General features: G+C 42.7%; 17 protein-coding genes. 6 read left to right on the top strand and 11 right to left on the bottom strand.

Annotation, left to right across the window (positions count from 1 at the left end):
• Nucleotides 1–56: 56 nt before the first annotated feature.
• Nucleotides 57–641: a Holliday junction branch migration protein RuvA gene (gene ruvA, locus B2746_RS04110; RefSeq protein WP_290791240.1), complete on the bottom strand. Its 585-nt coding sequence runs from the start codon at nucleotides 639–641 to the stop codon at nucleotides 57–59.
• Between the two features lie 55 nt (nucleotides 642–696).
• On the opposite strand from ruvA, the gene B2746_RS04105 reads away from it, so the two are divergent.
• Entirely contained in the window at nucleotides 697–1,701 is a 1,005-nt protein-coding gene (locus B2746_RS04105; protein ID WP_290791238.1) for a beta-ketoacyl-ACP synthase III, read from the top strand.
• 523 nt (nucleotides 1,702–2,224) lie between these two features.
• Here the strand turns inward: B2746_RS04105 and B2746_RS04100 are convergent.
• The 3 genes from B2746_RS04100 to B2746_RS04090 all read right to left on the bottom strand — a co-directional run bounded on the left by B2746_RS04100 (nucleotide 2,225) and on the right by B2746_RS04090 (nucleotide 4,394).
• On the bottom strand, nucleotides 2,225–3,271 hold the full coding sequence (locus B2746_RS04100) for a nucleoid-associated protein (protein WP_290791236.1): 1,047 nt from the start codon (nucleotides 3,269–3,271) through the stop codon (nucleotides 2,225–2,227).
• Nucleotides 3,268–3,783, bottom strand: coding sequence for a hypothetical protein (locus B2746_RS04095; RefSeq protein ID WP_290791235.1), 516 nt, complete (start codon nucleotides 3,781–3,783; stop codon nucleotides 3,268–3,270). The genes B2746_RS04100 and B2746_RS04095 overlap by 4 nt, the downstream gene beginning before the upstream one ends.
• A gap of 113 nt (nucleotides 3,784–3,896) precedes the next feature.
• On the bottom strand, nucleotides 3,897–4,394 hold the full coding sequence (locus tag B2746_RS04090; protein WP_290791233.1) for a DinB family protein: 498 nt from the start codon (nucleotides 4,392–4,394) through the stop codon (nucleotides 3,897–3,899).
• Between the two features lie 74 nt (nucleotides 4,395–4,468).
• Here B2746_RS04090 and B2746_RS04085 point away from each other — a divergent pair, with 74 nt between their 5' ends.
• Both B2746_RS04085 and B2746_RS04080 read left to right on the top strand, forming a co-directional pair.
• Entirely contained in the window at nucleotides 4,469–5,692 is a 1,224-nt protein-coding gene (locus B2746_RS04085) for a trans-sulfuration enzyme family protein (RefSeq protein WP_290791231.1), read from the top strand.
• Between the two features lie 23 nt (nucleotides 5,693–5,715).
• Entirely contained in the window at nucleotides 5,716–6,165 is a 450-nt protein-coding gene (locus tag B2746_RS04080) for a GNAT family N-acetyltransferase (protein ID WP_290791229.1), read from the top strand.
• A gap of 21 nt (nucleotides 6,166–6,186) precedes the next feature.
• On the opposite strand, the gene fabD is transcribed toward B2746_RS04080, so the two are convergent.
• From fabD to B2746_RS04065, 3 genes are read right to left on the bottom strand one after another with little or no spacing between them, the layout of a single operon-like run.
• On the bottom strand, nucleotides 6,187–7,077 hold the full coding sequence (fabD, locus tag B2746_RS04075; protein ID WP_290791227.1) for an ACP S-malonyltransferase: 891 nt from the start codon (nucleotides 7,075–7,077) through the stop codon (nucleotides 6,187–6,189).
• A 36-nt stretch (nucleotides 7,078–7,113) separates the two neighbouring features.
• The gene (gene folE, locus B2746_RS04070; protein ID WP_414655278.1) at nucleotides 7,114–7,710 is read right to left on the bottom strand and encodes a GTP cyclohydrolase I FolE; all 597 of its coding nucleotides are present in this window, start codon (nucleotides 7,708–7,710) and stop codon (nucleotides 7,114–7,116) included.
• Nucleotides 7,711–7,765: 55 nt separating this feature from the next.
• The gene (locus B2746_RS04065; RefSeq protein ID WP_290791225.1) at nucleotides 7,766–8,182 is read right to left on the bottom strand and encodes a 6-pyruvoyl trahydropterin synthase family protein; all 417 of its coding nucleotides are present in this window, start codon (nucleotides 8,180–8,182) and stop codon (nucleotides 7,766–7,768) included.
• 191 nt (nucleotides 8,183–8,373) lie between these two features.
• Here B2746_RS04065 and mqnB point away from each other — a divergent pair, with 191 nt between their 5' ends.
• Together mqnB and B2746_RS04055 are read left to right on the top strand one after the other, a co-directional pair.
• Nucleotides 8,374–9,030 (top strand): futalosine hydrolase, encoded by a 657-nt coding sequence (mqnB, locus tag B2746_RS04060; protein WP_290791223.1) that lies wholly within the window; start codon nucleotides 8,374–8,376, stop codon nucleotides 9,028–9,030.
• An 84-nt stretch (nucleotides 9,031–9,114) separates the two neighbouring features.
• A complete protein-coding gene (locus tag B2746_RS04055; RefSeq protein WP_290791221.1) occupies nucleotides 9,115–9,918 on the top strand; it encodes a 1,4-dihydroxy-6-naphthoate synthase in 804 nt (267 codons plus the stop codon).
• Here B2746_RS04055 and B2746_RS04050 read toward each other — a convergent pair.
• The 4 genes from B2746_RS04050 to B2746_RS04035 all read right to left on the bottom strand — a co-directional run bounded on the left by B2746_RS04050 (nucleotide 9,897) and on the right by B2746_RS04035 (nucleotide 15,372).
• Nucleotides 9,897–11,207, bottom strand: coding sequence for a cryptochrome/photolyase family protein (locus tag B2746_RS04050; protein ID WP_290791218.1), 1,311 nt, complete (start codon nucleotides 11,205–11,207; stop codon nucleotides 9,897–9,899). The genes B2746_RS04055 and B2746_RS04050 overlap by 22 nt on opposite strands.
• Before the next feature lie 45 nt (nucleotides 11,208–11,252).
• A complete protein-coding gene (locus B2746_RS04045) occupies nucleotides 11,253–12,107 on the bottom strand; it encodes an aminotransferase class IV (RefSeq protein WP_290791216.1) in 855 nt (284 codons plus the stop codon).
• 294 nt (nucleotides 12,108–12,401) lie between these two features.
• Nucleotides 12,402–14,669 (bottom strand): Tex family protein, encoded by a 2,268-nt coding sequence (locus B2746_RS04040; RefSeq protein WP_290791214.1) that lies wholly within the window; start codon nucleotides 14,667–14,669, stop codon nucleotides 12,402–12,404.
• Between the two features lie 52 nt (nucleotides 14,670–14,721).
• On the bottom strand, nucleotides 14,722–15,372 hold the full coding sequence (locus B2746_RS04035) for an alpha/beta fold hydrolase (RefSeq protein ID WP_290791212.1): 651 nt from the start codon (nucleotides 15,370–15,372) through the stop codon (nucleotides 14,722–14,724).
• 47 nt (nucleotides 15,373–15,419) lie between these two features.
• Here B2746_RS04035 and B2746_RS04030 point away from each other — a divergent pair, with 47 nt between their 5' ends.
• Nucleotides 15,420–16,781: a pyridoxal-phosphate dependent enzyme gene (locus tag B2746_RS04030; protein WP_290791210.1), complete on the top strand. Its 1,362-nt coding sequence runs from the start codon at nucleotides 15,420–15,422 to the stop codon at nucleotides 16,779–16,781.
• The last annotated feature ends 476 nt before the right edge of the window (nucleotides 16,782–17,257 follow it).

The raw sequence follows: 17,257 nt of genomic DNA, 5'->3' as shown, positions 1-17,257 counted from the left end.
AAATTGCCCACAGTCTTTTCCCAGGTAATTAGTTAGGTAGAACTCCTGCTATAGGCTTAGAGGTTTTTAAGTGCTGATTTGATAATTTCTTCTACTTTGTCAGAACCTGGATGATGCTGCATTGACTTCCGAAGGGCTACTTCAGCAGCCGGACGGGCAATCCCAAGTGCCAACAGAGCATTTAACGCATCGGCTTCGGTGGTATTGCCTATTGACACTGAATTATTTAGGTCGAGAGACTGCTTGGTTAGTTTATCACGGAGTTCCAATATTATTCTCTCTGCAGATTTCTTGCCAATTCCTTTAACCGCCTCCAGTTGTTTTGTATTTCCCTGAATAATGGCACGTGAAATTTCTTCTGGTTTCAAAGACGATAACATCATGCGGGCTGTTGAAGCTCCTACCCCGTTCACGCCCAACAATTGCAAAAACATTTCTTTTTCAGCCGTTGTGGCAAATCCGAATAACAGGTGCGCATCTTCCCGTATGTGCAGGTAGGTGTACAATTGTCCCTGGGATTTACCCTGGATCTCGGCATAGGTGTTTAATGATATAAAGACCTCATATCCAACTCCCTGAACATCAATATGAACAAAAGTTGGAGTGATGAGGGCGAAATTCCCCTTCAGAAAAGCGATCATAGGCTGCAAAATAAACTATTACCCCTAAATTTGTGCCGCTTTTACAATTTAACGCATGACCAAAAAAATTACAGCCGCCATTACAGCCGTAGGCGGTTTTGTTCCCGAGGACAGGTTAACCAATCTCGACCTCGAGAAAATGGTAGACACCAACGATGAATGGATCCGTACCAGAACAGGAATTTCTGAAAGAAGAATTTTACGTGGGGAAGGAAAGGCCACTTCCGATTTAGCTGCTCCGGCCGTGCTGGATCTGCTGAAAAAAAGGGGCATGGACGCAAGTGAAATTGATTGCCTGATAGTTGCCACGGTTACACCCGATATGGTTTTCCCGGCAACTGCCAATATAGTTTGTGACAAAATAGGGGCCGTAAATGCATGGAGTTTTGATTTGGGTGCAGCCTGTTCAGGCTTTCTATTCGCGCTTACAACCGGAGCTTCCTTTATTGAAAGTGGCCGCTACAAAAAAGTAGTAGTGGTAGGTGCCGATAAAATGAGTGCCATTGTTGATTATACCGATCGGAATACCTGTATTCTGTTTGGAGATGGCGGTGCCGCTGTGTTACTTGAACCAAATGAAGAGGGCTATGGCATCCTTGACAGTAGATTGAAATCAGACGGCACAGGTCGTTATTATTTAAATATGAAGGCGGGCGGATCTGCTTATCCGGCAACTATTGAAACAGTTACCAATCGGGAACATTTCGCCTACCAGGAGGGGAAAACAGTTTTCAAATTTGCAGTTAAAGGGATGGCGGATGTAAGTGCCGAGCTGCTAGAAAAAAACAATTTGACTGGCGCTGATATAGCCTGGCTGGTTCCTCACCAGGCCAATCTCCGGATTATTGATGCCACTGCTGAACGTCTCGGTCTTCCCAAAGAAAAAGTAATGATCAATATTCAGCGTTATGGAAACACGACCGCCGCTACCATTCCTCTTTGCCTATGGGAATGGCAAGACCAGCTCAAAAAAGGCGACAACCTCGTTTTTGCAGCTTTTGGCGGCGGCTTTACCTGGGGTGCTACATTGGTGAAGTGGGGCATAGAAGGTGAAAGGTGAAAGGTGAAAGGTGAAAAGCGAGAGGGGAAGAGGTGAGAGGTGAAGAGGTGAGAGGTGAAAATTATCAGGAAAATAAAAAGAAGCAGCCCGGTTGGACTGCTTCTTTTTTTGTTTAAGCTGAATGCCAATTTATAGTTCAGTGAACCAATTGTTTAATCGGATGAGCCAATTGGTTGTATTTATGAGCCAATTCTTAGCAATTTGAGCCAATTAGATTGGTTTTTGAGCCAATAGATATATTTATATTTAACTGTATTACAACCTTTTATAGCAGATTCTTCAAATTTTAGGCGGTATAATTCTTCCTAATCCTCCGTAATCCTTCGTTATCTTCCGTTTTCCTACGTTCTTCGCTTTGACCTCCCTTTACCTTCCCTTTACCTTCGGTATTCTACCCATTCCCCACCAGCTCTACCTGTATACTCCCTGCACACCTTATGTACCCCCCTTGCAAAACTCTTTCAAAACCCAAGTTCGATCTAATATTGAATAAACAGTATCCCCCTCTCCCCTCTCCCTTCTTCTACGCCTCCTCATCAAAGTATAACTTGTAATATTTTTTTCCGACCATTTCATCATAACCGCGTTCAAGCAGATCGCGGCGACCGTGGATGTAGACGTGAAAATTTTTATCGAGTTTGAGAATTGATTTAAACACTTTCTGCTGTTGCTTTACGGCGGCGATATGGATTTCAAAATCCTCATCAATGCTATAGTTGCGGCTTGCTTCAAAATTCCGTTTATAATCCATAAAACTATCCACCACATCGGGGTGATGGATAACTTCCTCAGCAAATTCCTGAAGATTAAACTGCTCTTTGGATTTGAAATAATCCATCGATTTATTAAGCAGATCAATCTGGTCTGATTTATTTATTTCAAATTTCTCAGCATATTCTTTTTCGATAAAAAGCTTACATAAACCAAGTGCCTGATTGGTATGATGATAACTATCTGTATAAGGTTGAACCTGTAAAAAATCAGTTACCCAATATTGTGTGTCGTTTTGCTTATTCGTATTATCCACCACCAAAACTTTATATCCTTCAGCTTCATTATCACGAATGATTAAGCAACCCTTATCCAATTTATTAATATTGATTCCATCTTCTGCTGCCAGTTCCCATCCACCCGCATGAGAAAAGACTTTCAAAAAAGTTTCCTTGGTTTCTGATTTGAATAATCCGAGCGCCTGTTTTTCTTCTCCTTCAATCAGCAATTTGTGAAAAAGCACCACATACAATTCGCCTTCTTTTACCCGGGCATGGGTAGATTTTTGATAGAGTAACTGCGCAAGAAAAACCGAGACTTTCTGAAACGATCCGGGATCATGAAAAATCGTTTTGGCATATTGATACACTTCATTCATTTCGATATCACTGATATGCGTAAAATGATAGGCATCGTGTTCATTGAAGGGAGCCAGAAAATAGCGGGTTAACATCCCTCTGACAACCTCATCATTTAAGGTAAGTGTATTGGGGGAAAGCTGTAATGCTTCTCCTCTGGTTGGGTTACCTACTTTATGTACAATGGCTTTTTCTAATGTAACTGCATCAATTCCGGTCATGGCGCGAAGATAGCGCCTTTGGTATTTTTTTCCTGCAGGGTTCGTTGGGCAGTCAGTTCTTTGTATCGATTTTTAAAGCGAGCCCAAAGATCATAGGAAGAAAGACTGCTGAATTCCTTAGGAACCTTACCCATGGTTACGAATTGGCGAACAGCCGGACCCTGAAAAAAGCCAACGGCTCCCCATCGGATTCGATCATCCTGCAGATCAGGGTACTCAATTTCATATTGTTCGGTACAAATTACCTGATCCCGATCGAGGTAATAAACTTCCAAAAACTCAATAGAATCGACAAAATAATGAACTTCAAAAATAATAACACGTCCATCAGAAACCGTATAATGCCAGGTTTCGCGAATGGGTCGGTCATTCGCAAGAAATTTATGCAGGTGAAAATTTTGCTGTGATGCCATCGACAGGCTATCGGCCTTGTTAACCAGCAAATCAATCCGGCTGCGCCAATCATACCCCTGGGCAATGGCATGATTGGTAATAGAGAACAAAGATGCCATGAACACACTCAATTTAACAAGCCACCTGCATGAAAAACAGGTGCTGAAAATGTTATCAGGCTCCTTAATCATACTTCCAGATTTGGCTATCTGTAAGGTACGAAATTCCTGCCCTATTTCCCGACGCTTCTTGACCATACAATAAAATCAGAGGCAGGGATTTTTTTATGTCCCAGTTGATGCAGCATTGTCACCAATTGTCCGCGGTGATAGGTGCCATGATTGTACAAATGAAGCAGCAAATGGCTAATCGGACTTTCAAATGGCTGACCTTTCAGGTTGGTATAGGAAAAACTTGCTGACAGCTGTTCATCCGATTTCGATTCGATCCATTCTTTCCAGAGATGCCCCTGCATCAGGAGGGCCTCCATTCCTTTTACAGGCTGGTCCTGAAACCCTTTACTGGGAACAAGAATGGGTGATTTTCCCTGGATACGTTGCCACCAGATGGCTTCCGCATCCCACATATGCAGGATGGTGCCAAACAGCGATGGAAAACTGCTGGAAACCGAAGCGTACAGGGTATCCTGATCCAATTCCCGTAGCAGCTTATAAAACTGCTCATTCGCCCAAATATGATAGGATGCATAATCCAATAAGAGTGCCTTCATGGTTTTCATTTAAATTTGACCTCCTTCCCTGACCAGAAGGAGCATTCTACTAATTTAAACAGCAAATCACAGAGATGAATAAAGATTTTTTAATGAAGGGCAGCAGTACGGTTGCTGTACATGGAGGAAATGAACCGGACCCGATGTATTCACATATTACCCCGATTTATGCCAGTTCTACGTTTTATTTCGATACGGCTGAACAGGGTATGGAACGATTTGCGGGGGAAGATAAAACGCAGATCTACACGCGCCTGGGAAATCCCGGATTTAAAGTAGCCGAGCAAAAAATTGCAGCACTGGAAGCGCATGGAATAAAAGACAAGGAAGGACAGCCGCTTCAATTAAAAGCCTTGTTACATGCAAGCGGGCAGGCAGCCATGACAACCCTTTTTCTTTCTACCTGCAAACCGGGAGATAAAATTCTGACGCATTTTTCCTTATATGGAGGTACGCAGGAATTGCTGATGAAAGTGTTGGAAGAAAACCAGATTGAAATCATCCTGGCCGATCTGGGGGATGCAAAAGCAGCCGCAGTTGCAATGGAAACCAGTGGCATTAAACTGGTCCATATAGAAACACCGGCCAACCCAACATTAAGTTGTGTTGATTTGGAATTGGTCAGTTCGATGGCAAAAGCTAAAGGATACCTGGTATCAGTGGATAATACCTTTGCCAGTCCTTATTTGCAACAGCCCTTCCGGTATCAGGGCGTAGATTTTGTATTTCATTCCACCACAAAATACCTGAATGGACATGGTTCTGCTATCGGAGGTGTGTTACTGGGAAGAGATATTGAATTTATGAAAACAAAGGGTTGGAAATGGCATGTATTACTGGGCGGCAATGCCAATCCATTTGATTGTTATTTATTGATTCAGGGGATGAAAACATTGGAGTTGCGGATGGATCGGCATTGCAGCAATGCAATGGCAGTGGCTGAATATTTGGAAAAGCATGCGAATGTGGAGCGGGTTATGTATACAGGTTTACTATCGCACCCGGATCATGCTATCGCAAAAAAACAAATGAAAAATTTTGGCGGCATGCTGAGTTTTGAAGTGAAGGGAGGAATTGAAGCCGGTGTTCGTTTCATTAACAAACTTCAGTTGTGTACAAGGGCTGTGTCACTTGGCACATTGGATACCCTGGTTTCACATCCTGCATCCATGTCGCATGTTGGCGTACCTAAAGCAGAAAGAGAATCCTATGGAATAACAGACGGACTCATTCGGATGAGTGTGGGAATTGAGAATATAGAAGATATCCTCACTGATTTGGAACAAGCGTTGAATTAATTAATTGAAAAGAGAGAAGTAAAATGATTACGATTCGAAAAGCCATTAAAGAAGATTGTCCGAGATTACTGGAATTGATTAAGGAGTTGGCCCTTTTTGAAAAAGCCCCCGAACAGGTAACGGTTACGCTGGACCATTTTATTGAAAGTGGATTTGGAAACCAACCCGTATGGTGGGCATTTGTTGCGGAAGAAAACGGCACTGTGCAGGGATTTGCATTGTATTATATCCGGTACAGCACCTGGAAGGGGCAACGTATGTATCTGGAGGATATTCTGGTAACGGAGTCCATGCGGGGTAAGGGAGTTGGAAAACTTTTATTTGATCAGTTGATAGAAGAGGCCAAAGAGAAAAAATTCAGCGGAATCGTATGGCAGGTATTGGAATGGAATGAACCCGCCATTCAGTTCTACAAAAAATACAAAGCCGATTTTGATCCTGAATGGATCAACTGCTCCATACCCGTCGGGTAAACCCGACGGGCCTCTCTCCATTCACCCTTCACCTTTCACCTCAACTGATTTATCGATTTTTCCAATCAGGCCCTGCAAAACCTTACCCGGACCAACTTCCGTAAATCTGGACGCGCCGTCCTGGATCATTGCCTGAACACTTTGTGTCCAGCGCACGGCGCCGGTTAATTGCTGAATCAGATTATGCTTGATTTCATCGCGATCAATAACTGCCTTAGCAACTACATTCTGATACACGGGACAGACGGGTGTTTGAAATTTCATGGCCTCAATGGCTTCTTTCAATTCCAGTTTTGCAGGCTCCATAAGGGGTGAATGGAAGGCGCCGCCAACGGGTAATACCAGGGCTCGTTTTGCACCAGCCGCTTTCATCTGTTCACAAGCGAGCTCTATTCCTTTGACGGATCCGCTTATAACCAGCTGACCGGGACAATTATAATTTGCCGGCACCACAATTTCACCGGATTCTGTCTGTACCCTGGCGCAAACTTCTTCCACTTTCTGATCCTCCAGTCCGAGTACGGCTGCCATGGTAGATGGTTGTAGCTCACAGGCTTTCTGCATCGCCAGTGCTCGAACGGAAACCAGTTGCAAACCATCTTCAAAATTCAACACCCCATTGGCTACCAGGGCAGAGAACTCTCCCAGTGAATGTCCGGCTACCATATCCGGTTTATTCTGCTCAATTCCTTTATAGGCAATCACTGAATGTAAAAATACAGCCGGTTGTGTTACTTTGGTTTGGCGAAGATCATCCTCTGTACCGGTAAATAGAATATCAGAAATGCGAAAGCCAAGTATTTCATTGGCTTGTTCGAATAATTTTTTTGCAAAGGCACTATTATCGTAATGCTCTTTACCCATTCCCGGAAATTGAGATCCCTGTCCGGGAAAAACATATGCATGCTTCATATAGGCGGTTCTTGTTATGCCGCAAAAATAATCAGATCAACTCAGTTTGGAAGAAATCAATTTGGTGAACTCGCTCCTGGTTTCAGATTTCTCAAATTCTCCCCAGAATGCCGAGGTAGTTGTAACGGAATTTTGCTTCTGTACGCCCCGCATCATCATACAAAGGTGTTTGGCTTCTATAACAACGGCCACCCCAATCGGATTGAGCGATTCTTTTATTGCATGCAGAATTTGAGTGGTTAATCGCTCCTGAACCTGCAAACGGCGGCTGTATACATCCACCACACGGGCAATTTTACTTAACCCGGTAATATAACCGTTTGGTATATACGCAATATGTGCTTTTCCAAAAAAGGGCAACATATGATGCTCACACATGCTAAACAATTCAATGTCTTTAACGATAATCATCTCGCTTACATCTTCATGAAATTTAGCAGATTCCAAAATAGCTTTGGCATCCATCTGGTATCCCTGCGTCAGGTATTGCATGGCCTTGGCCATTCGTTCAGGAGTTTTCAATAATCCTTCACGATCGGGATCTTCCCCCAGCAAAGCCAGTGATTCTCTGTAATTCTCCATTAATCCGGATGTAATTTTTTCGTCGTACTGCTCTACTTTACTATATGCCATCAATCAAAATTTTAAAATTTTTCATCTCCACTTCCCACTTCCCACTTCCCACTTCCTACTTCCCCGGGTATTCTACAAAATTTCGTTCTGTTTCAAACAAACGGATCCCCAACTCGTGTTTTGGATCGATATGGGGACGCAGGAGATCATAAATGACCACTGCAATATTTTCTGCTGTTGGATTCTTTTCCTTAAAATAGGGTGTATCCAAATTCAGGTTGCGATGATCAAACTGATTCAGCACTTCCCGTTGAATAATGTCAGACAGCAGTTTCATATCCATCACAAAACCTGTAACGGGATCGGGTTCACCCAACACTTTTACTTCCAAATCATAATTGTGTCCATGATAATGCGGATAGCTGCATTTGCCAAAAACTTCAAAATTCTGGGCATCATCCCAATCTGACCGGTAAAGCCGATGGGCAGCATTAAAATGTTCCTTTCTGTAAATCGCAACTTTTTTAGTCATATGGATGAGTTTCCCCAACAGCGAATCGGAAGTGTGCCGATTAAACTGTTTAAGTATTTAGTCTTGAAAGTTTAACAGAATGGATTCTGAATTGTTCAAAAAATAATAAAAACCGAATCCTTCTGCTGACAAATCTAGGCAATCATGGTGATTTATCAGGATTCCCGACATTTGCGCCAAACCAATCGGACATGCATTGTTTACTTGTTGCAGCAACTGCCGCGGAAATTGCTCCATTTACCGACCATCTGGCTCAAACGGAAAAATTAGTTCATATAGACTTCGATGTTGACATCCTGATTACCGGAGTTGGAGCTGTTTCAGCTACCTATGCTATTACCAGGTACCTGCAACATAAACGCCCTGAATTGATCATTCAGGCAGGGGTAGCCGGCTGTTTTGATTCAACAATTGAGCAGGGTACCGTTTTTGCCGTGCACAAGGAGGCATTGGCCGATTTGGGGGTTCAGGCAAAAACAGGATTTCAAAACATATTTGAAATGGGGCTTGCTGCCAGCAATGAAGCACCTTTCAAACAATCAATGCTGATTAATCCAAACAAGACGCTCTTAAAAAGAAGCCGGCTGAAAAAAGTGACGGCCATCACCGTCAACGAAATCAGTACGTCCAAAAAAAGAATACAGGAATACCTGGAATTCTACCATCCTACCCTGGAAACTATGGAGGGGGCTGCCCTGCATTATGTTTGTTTGCAGGAAAATATTCCTTTTATGCAACTGCGAAGTGTATCCAATCTGGTTGGAGAGCGCAATAAAAAGAAATGGAATCTTCCGCTTGCGATTGATAATCTGAACAAGGTGCTGGTTCGGTTGTTGGAAGGACTGTAGAAGGTGAGAAGGTGAAAGGTGAGAGGTGAAAGGAGAGAGGTGAGAGGTGAAAATATTAAATGAATTTACTTATAACAGAATTTCATGGCGAAGATTGGATTGGCTTTTTCTCCCTGCCCGAATGACACCTTCATCTTTGACGCAATGGTGAATGGAAAAATTGATACTGAAGGGCTTCAGTTCAATACAGTAATGGAAGATGTGCAAACCCTGAATGAATGGGCATTGGAAGGACGTTTAGAACTAAGTAAAATCAGTTATGGTGTTTGGCCGCTTATAAAAGACAAGTATCGGATGCTGGATGCTGGTGGAGCACTCGGATTTGGCGTTGGGCCTTTATTGATATCCAAAAAACAAGTTGAACTTACTGAAATTCCCCGGTTGAAAGTTGCCATCCCCGGTAAAAACACCACCGCTCACCTGCTTTTTTCCATGGCATTTCCGGATGCACAATTCAAAGAATTCACCCTCTTTCATGAAATTGAAGAGGCGGTAATTTCAGGAACAGTGGATGCTGGTGTAATCATACATGAAAACCGGTTCACGTATCAGGACAAAGGGCTGATTAAATTACTGGACCTCGGTGCGTATTGGGAAAAAGAACTGAACTGCCCCATTCCATTGGGCGGAATTGTAATAAGGAAAGATCAACCTAAAGAATATGATACCATTATAACGGAGCTCATTCAAAAAAGCATACGATATAGTTGGTCAAATTATCCTCAGCTCTCTGATTTTGTTTCTCTCCATGCACAGGAAATGAGTGAAGATGTAATGCGGCAGCATATCCAACTATATGTAAATGACTACTCTCTTTCCCTTGGAGAAGCGGGTAAAAAAGCGGTTTCAAAACTGGAAGAAGTGCATCAACGGATAGCTGCAGAATAAGTTTCGAGACAACGTTTCCGGGCCAGTTCATGGTCTACAATTGGTAATGGATAGTTTAATTCATTTAATTCAGGTACCCATTGGTGTATGTATTTCCCCTGCGGATCGAATTTTTTGGTTTGCAGATAGGGATTAAAAATTCTGAAATAAGGCGCCGCATCGCAACCGCTTCCGGCAGCCCATTGCCATCCGCCATTATTGGCAGCCAGGTCATAATCGAGTAATTTTTTTGCGAAGTAGGCTTCTCCCCATCTCCAGTCGATCAGCAAATGTTTGGTAAGAAAAGAAGCAACCACCATTCGCACCCGATTGTGCATAAAACCTGTTTCATTCAATTCCCGCATACCGGCATCTACAATGGGATAACCTGTTCGTCCTTCGCACCATGCAGCAAATTCTTCTTCCTTATTTCTCCACTGGATGCGATCGTATTCAGCCTTAAATGCAAGCCCTTTCCCAACCCGGGGAAAATTCCACAAAATCATATGGTAAAAATCACGCCAGATAAGCTCATTCAGATAAGTTTCATTCAGCTTCTGTGCTTGTCTTGCCAGTGTTCTGATACTGATTGTACCAAAACGAAGATGTATCCCCAATCTTGATGTTCCTCGTATAGAAGGAATATCCCGATTATCTGAATATTTTTTTACCAGCTCTGTATCAAGATCTTTTTCGGGAAATGAAAAACTGGTTTTTTCAAAACCAATTTCGTTCAAATCAGGAACAGGTATTGGTGATAATTGAAGGAAGGCGCTAAGGTATTTTTTTGTTGGATACGATTTCAAATAAAACGCATTCAGTTTTGCTTTCCACTTTCTTGAATAGGGAGTGAATATAGTATATGGAGATCCATCGTCTTTTACCACTTCCAGTTTTTCAAAAATGACCTGATCCTTAAAGCTGTGAAAATTAACCCCCTGCGTTTTCAGGAATTCCGCAATTGCGGTATCGCGCTCAAGGGCATAGGGTTCATAATCATGATTGGTATAAACGGCTTCAATCGAATACGTTTTAATGAGCGATTTATATATATCAATCGGTGAACCATATCGAATATCCAGACTACTGCCAAGCTTGATTAACTGTTGTTGCATCCGTTCGAGCATCTGATAAATGAACAACACTCTTTTATCGGATTTATCCTCCAGATCGTCCAGAATATTTTTATCAAAAATAAAAACAGGCAGCACAGGAAACCCGGAACGCAATGCATGATACAATGCGGCATTGTCCTCCAGCCTTAAATCGCGACGAAACCAGCAAATCACTATTTTTCCTGCCCCTGGCATCTGAATTGTTTATCCAATTAACAAAGAAAATATAGCTTGGTTCAACTACCGGGCAATTTTAAATAAGGGGCGGATGGCATCTCTATAAAGCAGGCTGCTGAATTGATTTACATAGTTTTTATTCTCCAGACTACCAACCCATCTTATTCCATAACTGGAATTGGTTAAAAACAATTCATCGGCTTCCAATAAATCGGATTCAGAAAGGGCCGACTCCTGCATGTCAAGGCCATTTTCCCTACAGAATCCCATAAGAAAACGGCGCATAACACCCAGTACGGGGCCTTCTGTAGCGGCAGGTGTACGTATGATGCCATCTTTTACTGTAAACAAATTGGCGATGGTACAATCTGCAATTCGTCCTGCTGCATTAAAAATAATTGCATCATTCCATTTTTCTTTTTTTGCATTTAATGCACCCATTACATAAGGCAGATAATTATTCGTTTTTGCATTCGCCAAAAGATCCATTGGTTTCTGTGCTATGCGATGAAAACCCAGTACCAATCCATTTTCATTCCATGAATGATTGGCAGCAGGAAGCGACCAGCTTTGAATAATATGATGGGGGAAATGACTGATAGCATCATATAATCCACCATTACCACGGTGTATCATCAGCCGCACCCTTGCCAGATCAGAGTGGCCATTGCGATGAACCAGTTGTAAGATTCTGTCTTTTAGATATTCCGGAGTAAAATAAGATGGACAATCAAACTGAAGCAGGGAAAGTGCTGAAAACAGGCGTTGCATATGAAAGTCGGCCAATTGGATCTGCCCCTTATTCACCTTCATTGTTTCGAAAATACCATCTCCGTACCGCAATCCACGGTTATTGGCACCAATCATCAATTTATCATCCCGGTAAAATTGTCCATCTTCCAATAATACATGCGACATAGGTTCCCGTTTGACCGGTAAACTTACAACGCAATCACCGATGGGTTCTGATTTTATTTTTAATTCCTAAAGAAATTATCACAGTCAAAACCAGAAAACCAAGCAAAAGAAGGCAGGCAGGAAGAACCGGATAAAGGGCTTTTTCCAGGTTTGCCTGATCAAGTGGTGTAAAGAGGTAAACTAACATAGCAAAAGGTTGAAATGCAAACCTAGCACTTCAATATGAACTTAATTTAAAGAAAAACCACCTTTGGTAAGGGTGTTTTCCCCATCACCTAAAAGTGGTATATTGAATTATTTAAAGCGATTTTTCAATGCATTCAGCTTACTCTGAAAATCATCCACTCCCGTCTCCTTTTTCCCCTCTGCCTTGTCCCCTTTCCTCTCTCCTCTATCTCCTCTCCTTTCTCCCTTCTCCTTTGTATCTCTTTTTTCCTTTTTCATCGACAAACCAATCCGCTTCCTCGCCAGATCAACTTCGGTAACAGTAACGGTTACTTTTTGTTGCAATTTCACCACTTCGGCCGGATCACTAACAAAGGAATCACTGAGTTGAGAAATATGAACCAGTCCGTCCTGCTTAACACCAATATCAACAAACACACCGAACTTGGTAATATTGGTTACAATACCTGGAACCACCATACCTACTTTTACATCTTCCATTGATTTGATACTGTCTTCAAACCGGAACTCTTCAATGGGAGCACGCGGATCACGACCCGGCTTTTCCAGTTCCTTGATAATGTCCTCAATGGTAAATTCACCAATTGATTCCGATATGTATTTTTTTCTATTGATTTGTTTACCGATTGCAGGCTGACCAATGAGTTCTACGACACTGCAATTCAGGTCTTTCGCCATGGCTTCCACCACATGATAGGCTTCCGGATGAACCGCACTGTTATCCAATGGATTTATAGCTTCGCGGATGCGTAAAAAACCGGCACACTGTTCAAAGGTTTTAGGCCCCATCAGGCTTACTTTTTTCACTTCCTCCCTTGATTTAAAAGGACCATTTTTCAATCGGTATTCCACAATATTTTTAGCCAGTGTGGCACTGAGTCCGGATACATACATCAGCAAATGTTTACTGGCTGTATTCAGATCAACGCCAACATGGTTTACACAGCTTTCCACTACTCTATCCAGACTTTCTTTCAGGCGAGGCTGGTTTACATCATGCTGGTATTGTCCCACTCCGATTGATTTGGCATCAATTTTCACCAGTTCACTAAGCGGGTCCAATAAACGGCGGCCGATACTCACGGCACCCCGAACGGTAATATCCTGTTCCGGAAATTCTTCTCTTGCCACTTCGGAGGCGGAATAGATGGAAGCTCCGCTTTCATTCACCTGAAACACACTGACCGGTTTTCCAAAGTCGATGGATCTGGCCAGGGATTCCGTTTCACGTCCGGCTGTTCCATTCCCTATGCCGATTGCTTCAATATCATATTGTTTTACCAATTGCTGTAAGACCTGAACACTTTTCTGCCAGTCATTTTGCGGAGGATGGGGATAAATAGTAGTTGTATGAACCAAATTACCCTGGGCATCCAGGCATACCAGTTTACATCCGGTACGATAGCCCGGATCCAGCGCCAGCACTCGTTTTGAACCGAGCGGAGAAGCCAGCAGCAACTGCCTTAGATTTTCTGCAAATACCTGAATTGCTTCTTCATCAGCCGCTGTTTTTGAATTAAGGCGGAACTCATTTTCTATCGATGGTTTTAATAATCGGTCAAAACTATCAGCAATTGCCAGTTTAATTTCTTCTGCCGCAGCGGATGAATGTTTAATAAAAATATCCTCCAGGGTTTCTACTGCAGTCGCTTTTTCAATATTGATATCCATCAGCAAAAAACCTTCTTTTTCACCACGGCGTATTGCCATCATTCGATGAGAAGGGCATTTGGAAAGCTCTTCTGAAAATTCGAAATAATCGCGGTATTTCTGCGCATCTGCTTCTTCTTTTTTAGAACTCAGGACTCTTGAAACCAATTGGGCAGATGATGCGAACTGATTTCTGATAGCGGTACGTGCTTCCTGGTGTTCAGCCACCCGTTCTGCAATAATATCACGTGCACCCTGTAAGGCTTCTTTAACATCTTTCACTTCACCTTTTACATAAGCTGCTGCAGCAATTGAAGGATCTTCCTTCCCCTGTAACAACAGCAGTTCAGCCAAAGGTTCCAGACCTTTTTCAATTGCCTGAGTGGCTCTTGTTTTACGTTTTGGTTTGTAAGGCAGATAAATATCTTCCAGTTCGGTAGCATTGACGCAGGCTTCGATTTTCTGTGCTAATTCCGGTGTTAATTTACCTAATCCGTCAATTGTTTTGACAACGGTTTCCTTCCGTTTTTCAAGATCGGAGAAATACGCAATTTCTTCAACAATGGAGTTGATTACCACTTCATCCAGATTACCGGTCGCTTCTTTGCGATAACGGGCCATAAAAGGCACAGTAGCACCTTCTGCCTGCAGATTATACACATTGTTTACCTGTTTTCCGGAGAGGGACAATTTCTGGGCAATGACGGGCAAATATCTTGGATCCATATACACTGATTTCGGACCGCAAATATAGCCGGATGAAACATCAAAAAAACCACTATTTTTTATCCGCCAGAATAGCCGCCAGGGTTTTGTTTATTTCTACTGCGCGATTCATCACCATTAAATGGCCTGCACCGTTAATAAGATGTGTGGGACGCGTATATCGAATGGGCAATAAACGGTCGCCTGTGCCATGAATATGATAGAGCTTTCCGGCGGGCTGTTCTGGTTTCCAGTTTATAATCGCGCCCATTGCCCAACGTAAAAAAACCGGATCCGATTCTTCAATAATTTTTCTCAGAAGTTCTTTATCTTCCTTCGTTTCTGTTGTAAATATTCGTTTGGCAAGGGATGCCTGTTTAAATAAGCCGACAGGAAGGATCTTATGTAAGTTCAATGGTGCAGCCCATCGAAAATAAAAAGGAAGTTCTTCAGGAGATTGAATACTGGCAATCAGAATTGTTTTTTCAGGATGCCGCATTTTACTGATTTCTGTTGCCAGCATACCACCAAAGGATAATCCAACCAGGCACCAGGGTTCCTCTTCCGGTATTAACGCAGCCAGTCGTTTTGCATACTGCGGAAGTGACTCTTCTGCTTCAGGAGGCAGCCACTCGATATGCCGGACTTCGAATCCATCGGGTAATACAATATGTTTAAACACCCGCTTATCGGCACCTAATCCCGGTATAAAGTAGACATTCATTGCAGCGATTCTAAAATTGTACCTTAGCAGCCATCTAACAGCATGCTATGGATATAAAAAATAATATTCTTGAAACAATTGGTAATACACCACTGATCCGTTTAAACAAAATTACAAAAGCAGTGCCGGGAACCATCCTTGCCAAGGTTGATTATTTCAATCCGGGTAATTCCATTAAAGACCGGATGGCACTCAAGATGGTGGAAGTGGCAGAACAGGAAGGAAAACTCAAACCGGGTGGAACCATCATCGAATGTACCAGCGGAAATACCGGAATGGGATTGGCGCTGGCCGCAGTGGTAAAGGGGTACAAATGTATTTTCACCACCACAGATAAGCAGAGTAAGGAAAAGATGGATATTCTTAAAGCCGTGGGTGCGGAAGTGATTGTTTGTCCAACGAATGTGGAACCGGATGATCCGCGCTCTTACTATTCAGTAGCCCAGCGACTGGCACGTGAAATTCCTAACTCCTATCATTTTAATCAATACGACAACCTGGCCAACCGGCTGGCTCACTATGAAACAACCGGACCGGAAATCTGGAAACAGACGGATGGCAAAATCACGCATTTGGTTTGTACAGCAGGAACAGGCGGCACCATTACCGGCACAGCTCAGTACCTGAAAGAAAAGAATCCGGCCATTCAAATTTGGGCCATCGATGTGTATGGATCACTATTAACGAACTATTTCCGCACGGGTGAAATTGATATGAAGGAGGTTCATCCCTATATATCAGAAGGGTTTGGAGAGGATTTTGTTCCACAGAATTATGATATGTCGGTGATTGATCATTTTGAGCAGGTTACAGATAAGGAGGGAGCCATCATGGCCCGCCGCCTCGCAAAAGAAGAGGGCTTGTTTTGTGGATATAGTGCTGGTTCCTGTATACAGGGACTGATGCAATTGAAAGACCGGCTGAAGCCGGATGATCTGGTAGTTTGTATTTTTCATGACCATGGCAGCCGGTATGTTGGAAAAATTTATAACGACCAATGGATGATGGAACGGGGTTTTATGGAAGTGAAAACCTTCCGCGATATAATAAATGGAAGGGGCATCAAACAACGACTGGTGACCATTTCTCCGGAAAATACGGTTACCGAGGCAGTTGAACTGATGCGGAAATACGATATCGAACATATTCCGGTTTTTGAAGGGGGAAATCCCGTTGGTTCGGTAACTGAAGGGGGATTATTTCAGCAACTCTTCTCGAATACCGATATACGGCAGGCAAAAATTGAAGAATTCATGGAAAAGGCCTTTCCTGTGGTTGAGTTTACCACCCCGGTTGAAAAGCTTAGCACATTGATAAACAAAGAGAACGGGGCGGTGCTCAGTAAAGATGAATTGGGCACCTATCATATAGTAACCAAATATGATGTATTGCAGGCGATGGGAAAATGAAGCGGCTAATCACGTAGTTTTACGATACCTGAACAGGTACAATAACGGTCACATCTATGTGACCGTTACTAGTTTACAAGTAAAAACCGAACTGTTAAAATTAAGCAAATGCGCTCTTGTGGGGTAGACTGTGGGAGCCTACTTTTGTATCAGAAGTTGATTGATAATTCAATCGCACCAATATCCCGGAGAAACCAATTATATCCAATATCGACTTGAAAAAACTAATTGAAAATCCAATATCAGTCAACTTCCTTTTTTCCTAAATCCTAACGTAAAAACCAAGAACCGAAATCAGCACCAAATCCTACGAAAAGCGTTAAAACCAACTTGAAGCCGGCGCAAACCAATGTCCAGTAACCATACGTCCAAAACTCTGTGTACTGGTTTCAAGTGTCCAATGTCCAGGTGAAAAGCACCATGTCCTTAAAACCACTAGGATTCTTTTGAATCTCCTGTTGATTCTTTAGAATCAG

This window comes from Flavihumibacter sp. UBA7668, assembly GCF_002483205.1.
Taxonomy (GTDB): domain Bacteria; phylum Bacteroidota; class Bacteroidia; order Chitinophagales; family Chitinophagaceae; genus Flavihumibacter.
Note: the sequence above shows the minus strand (reverse complement) of the source record. Positions and strands in the feature narration are given on the sequence as shown.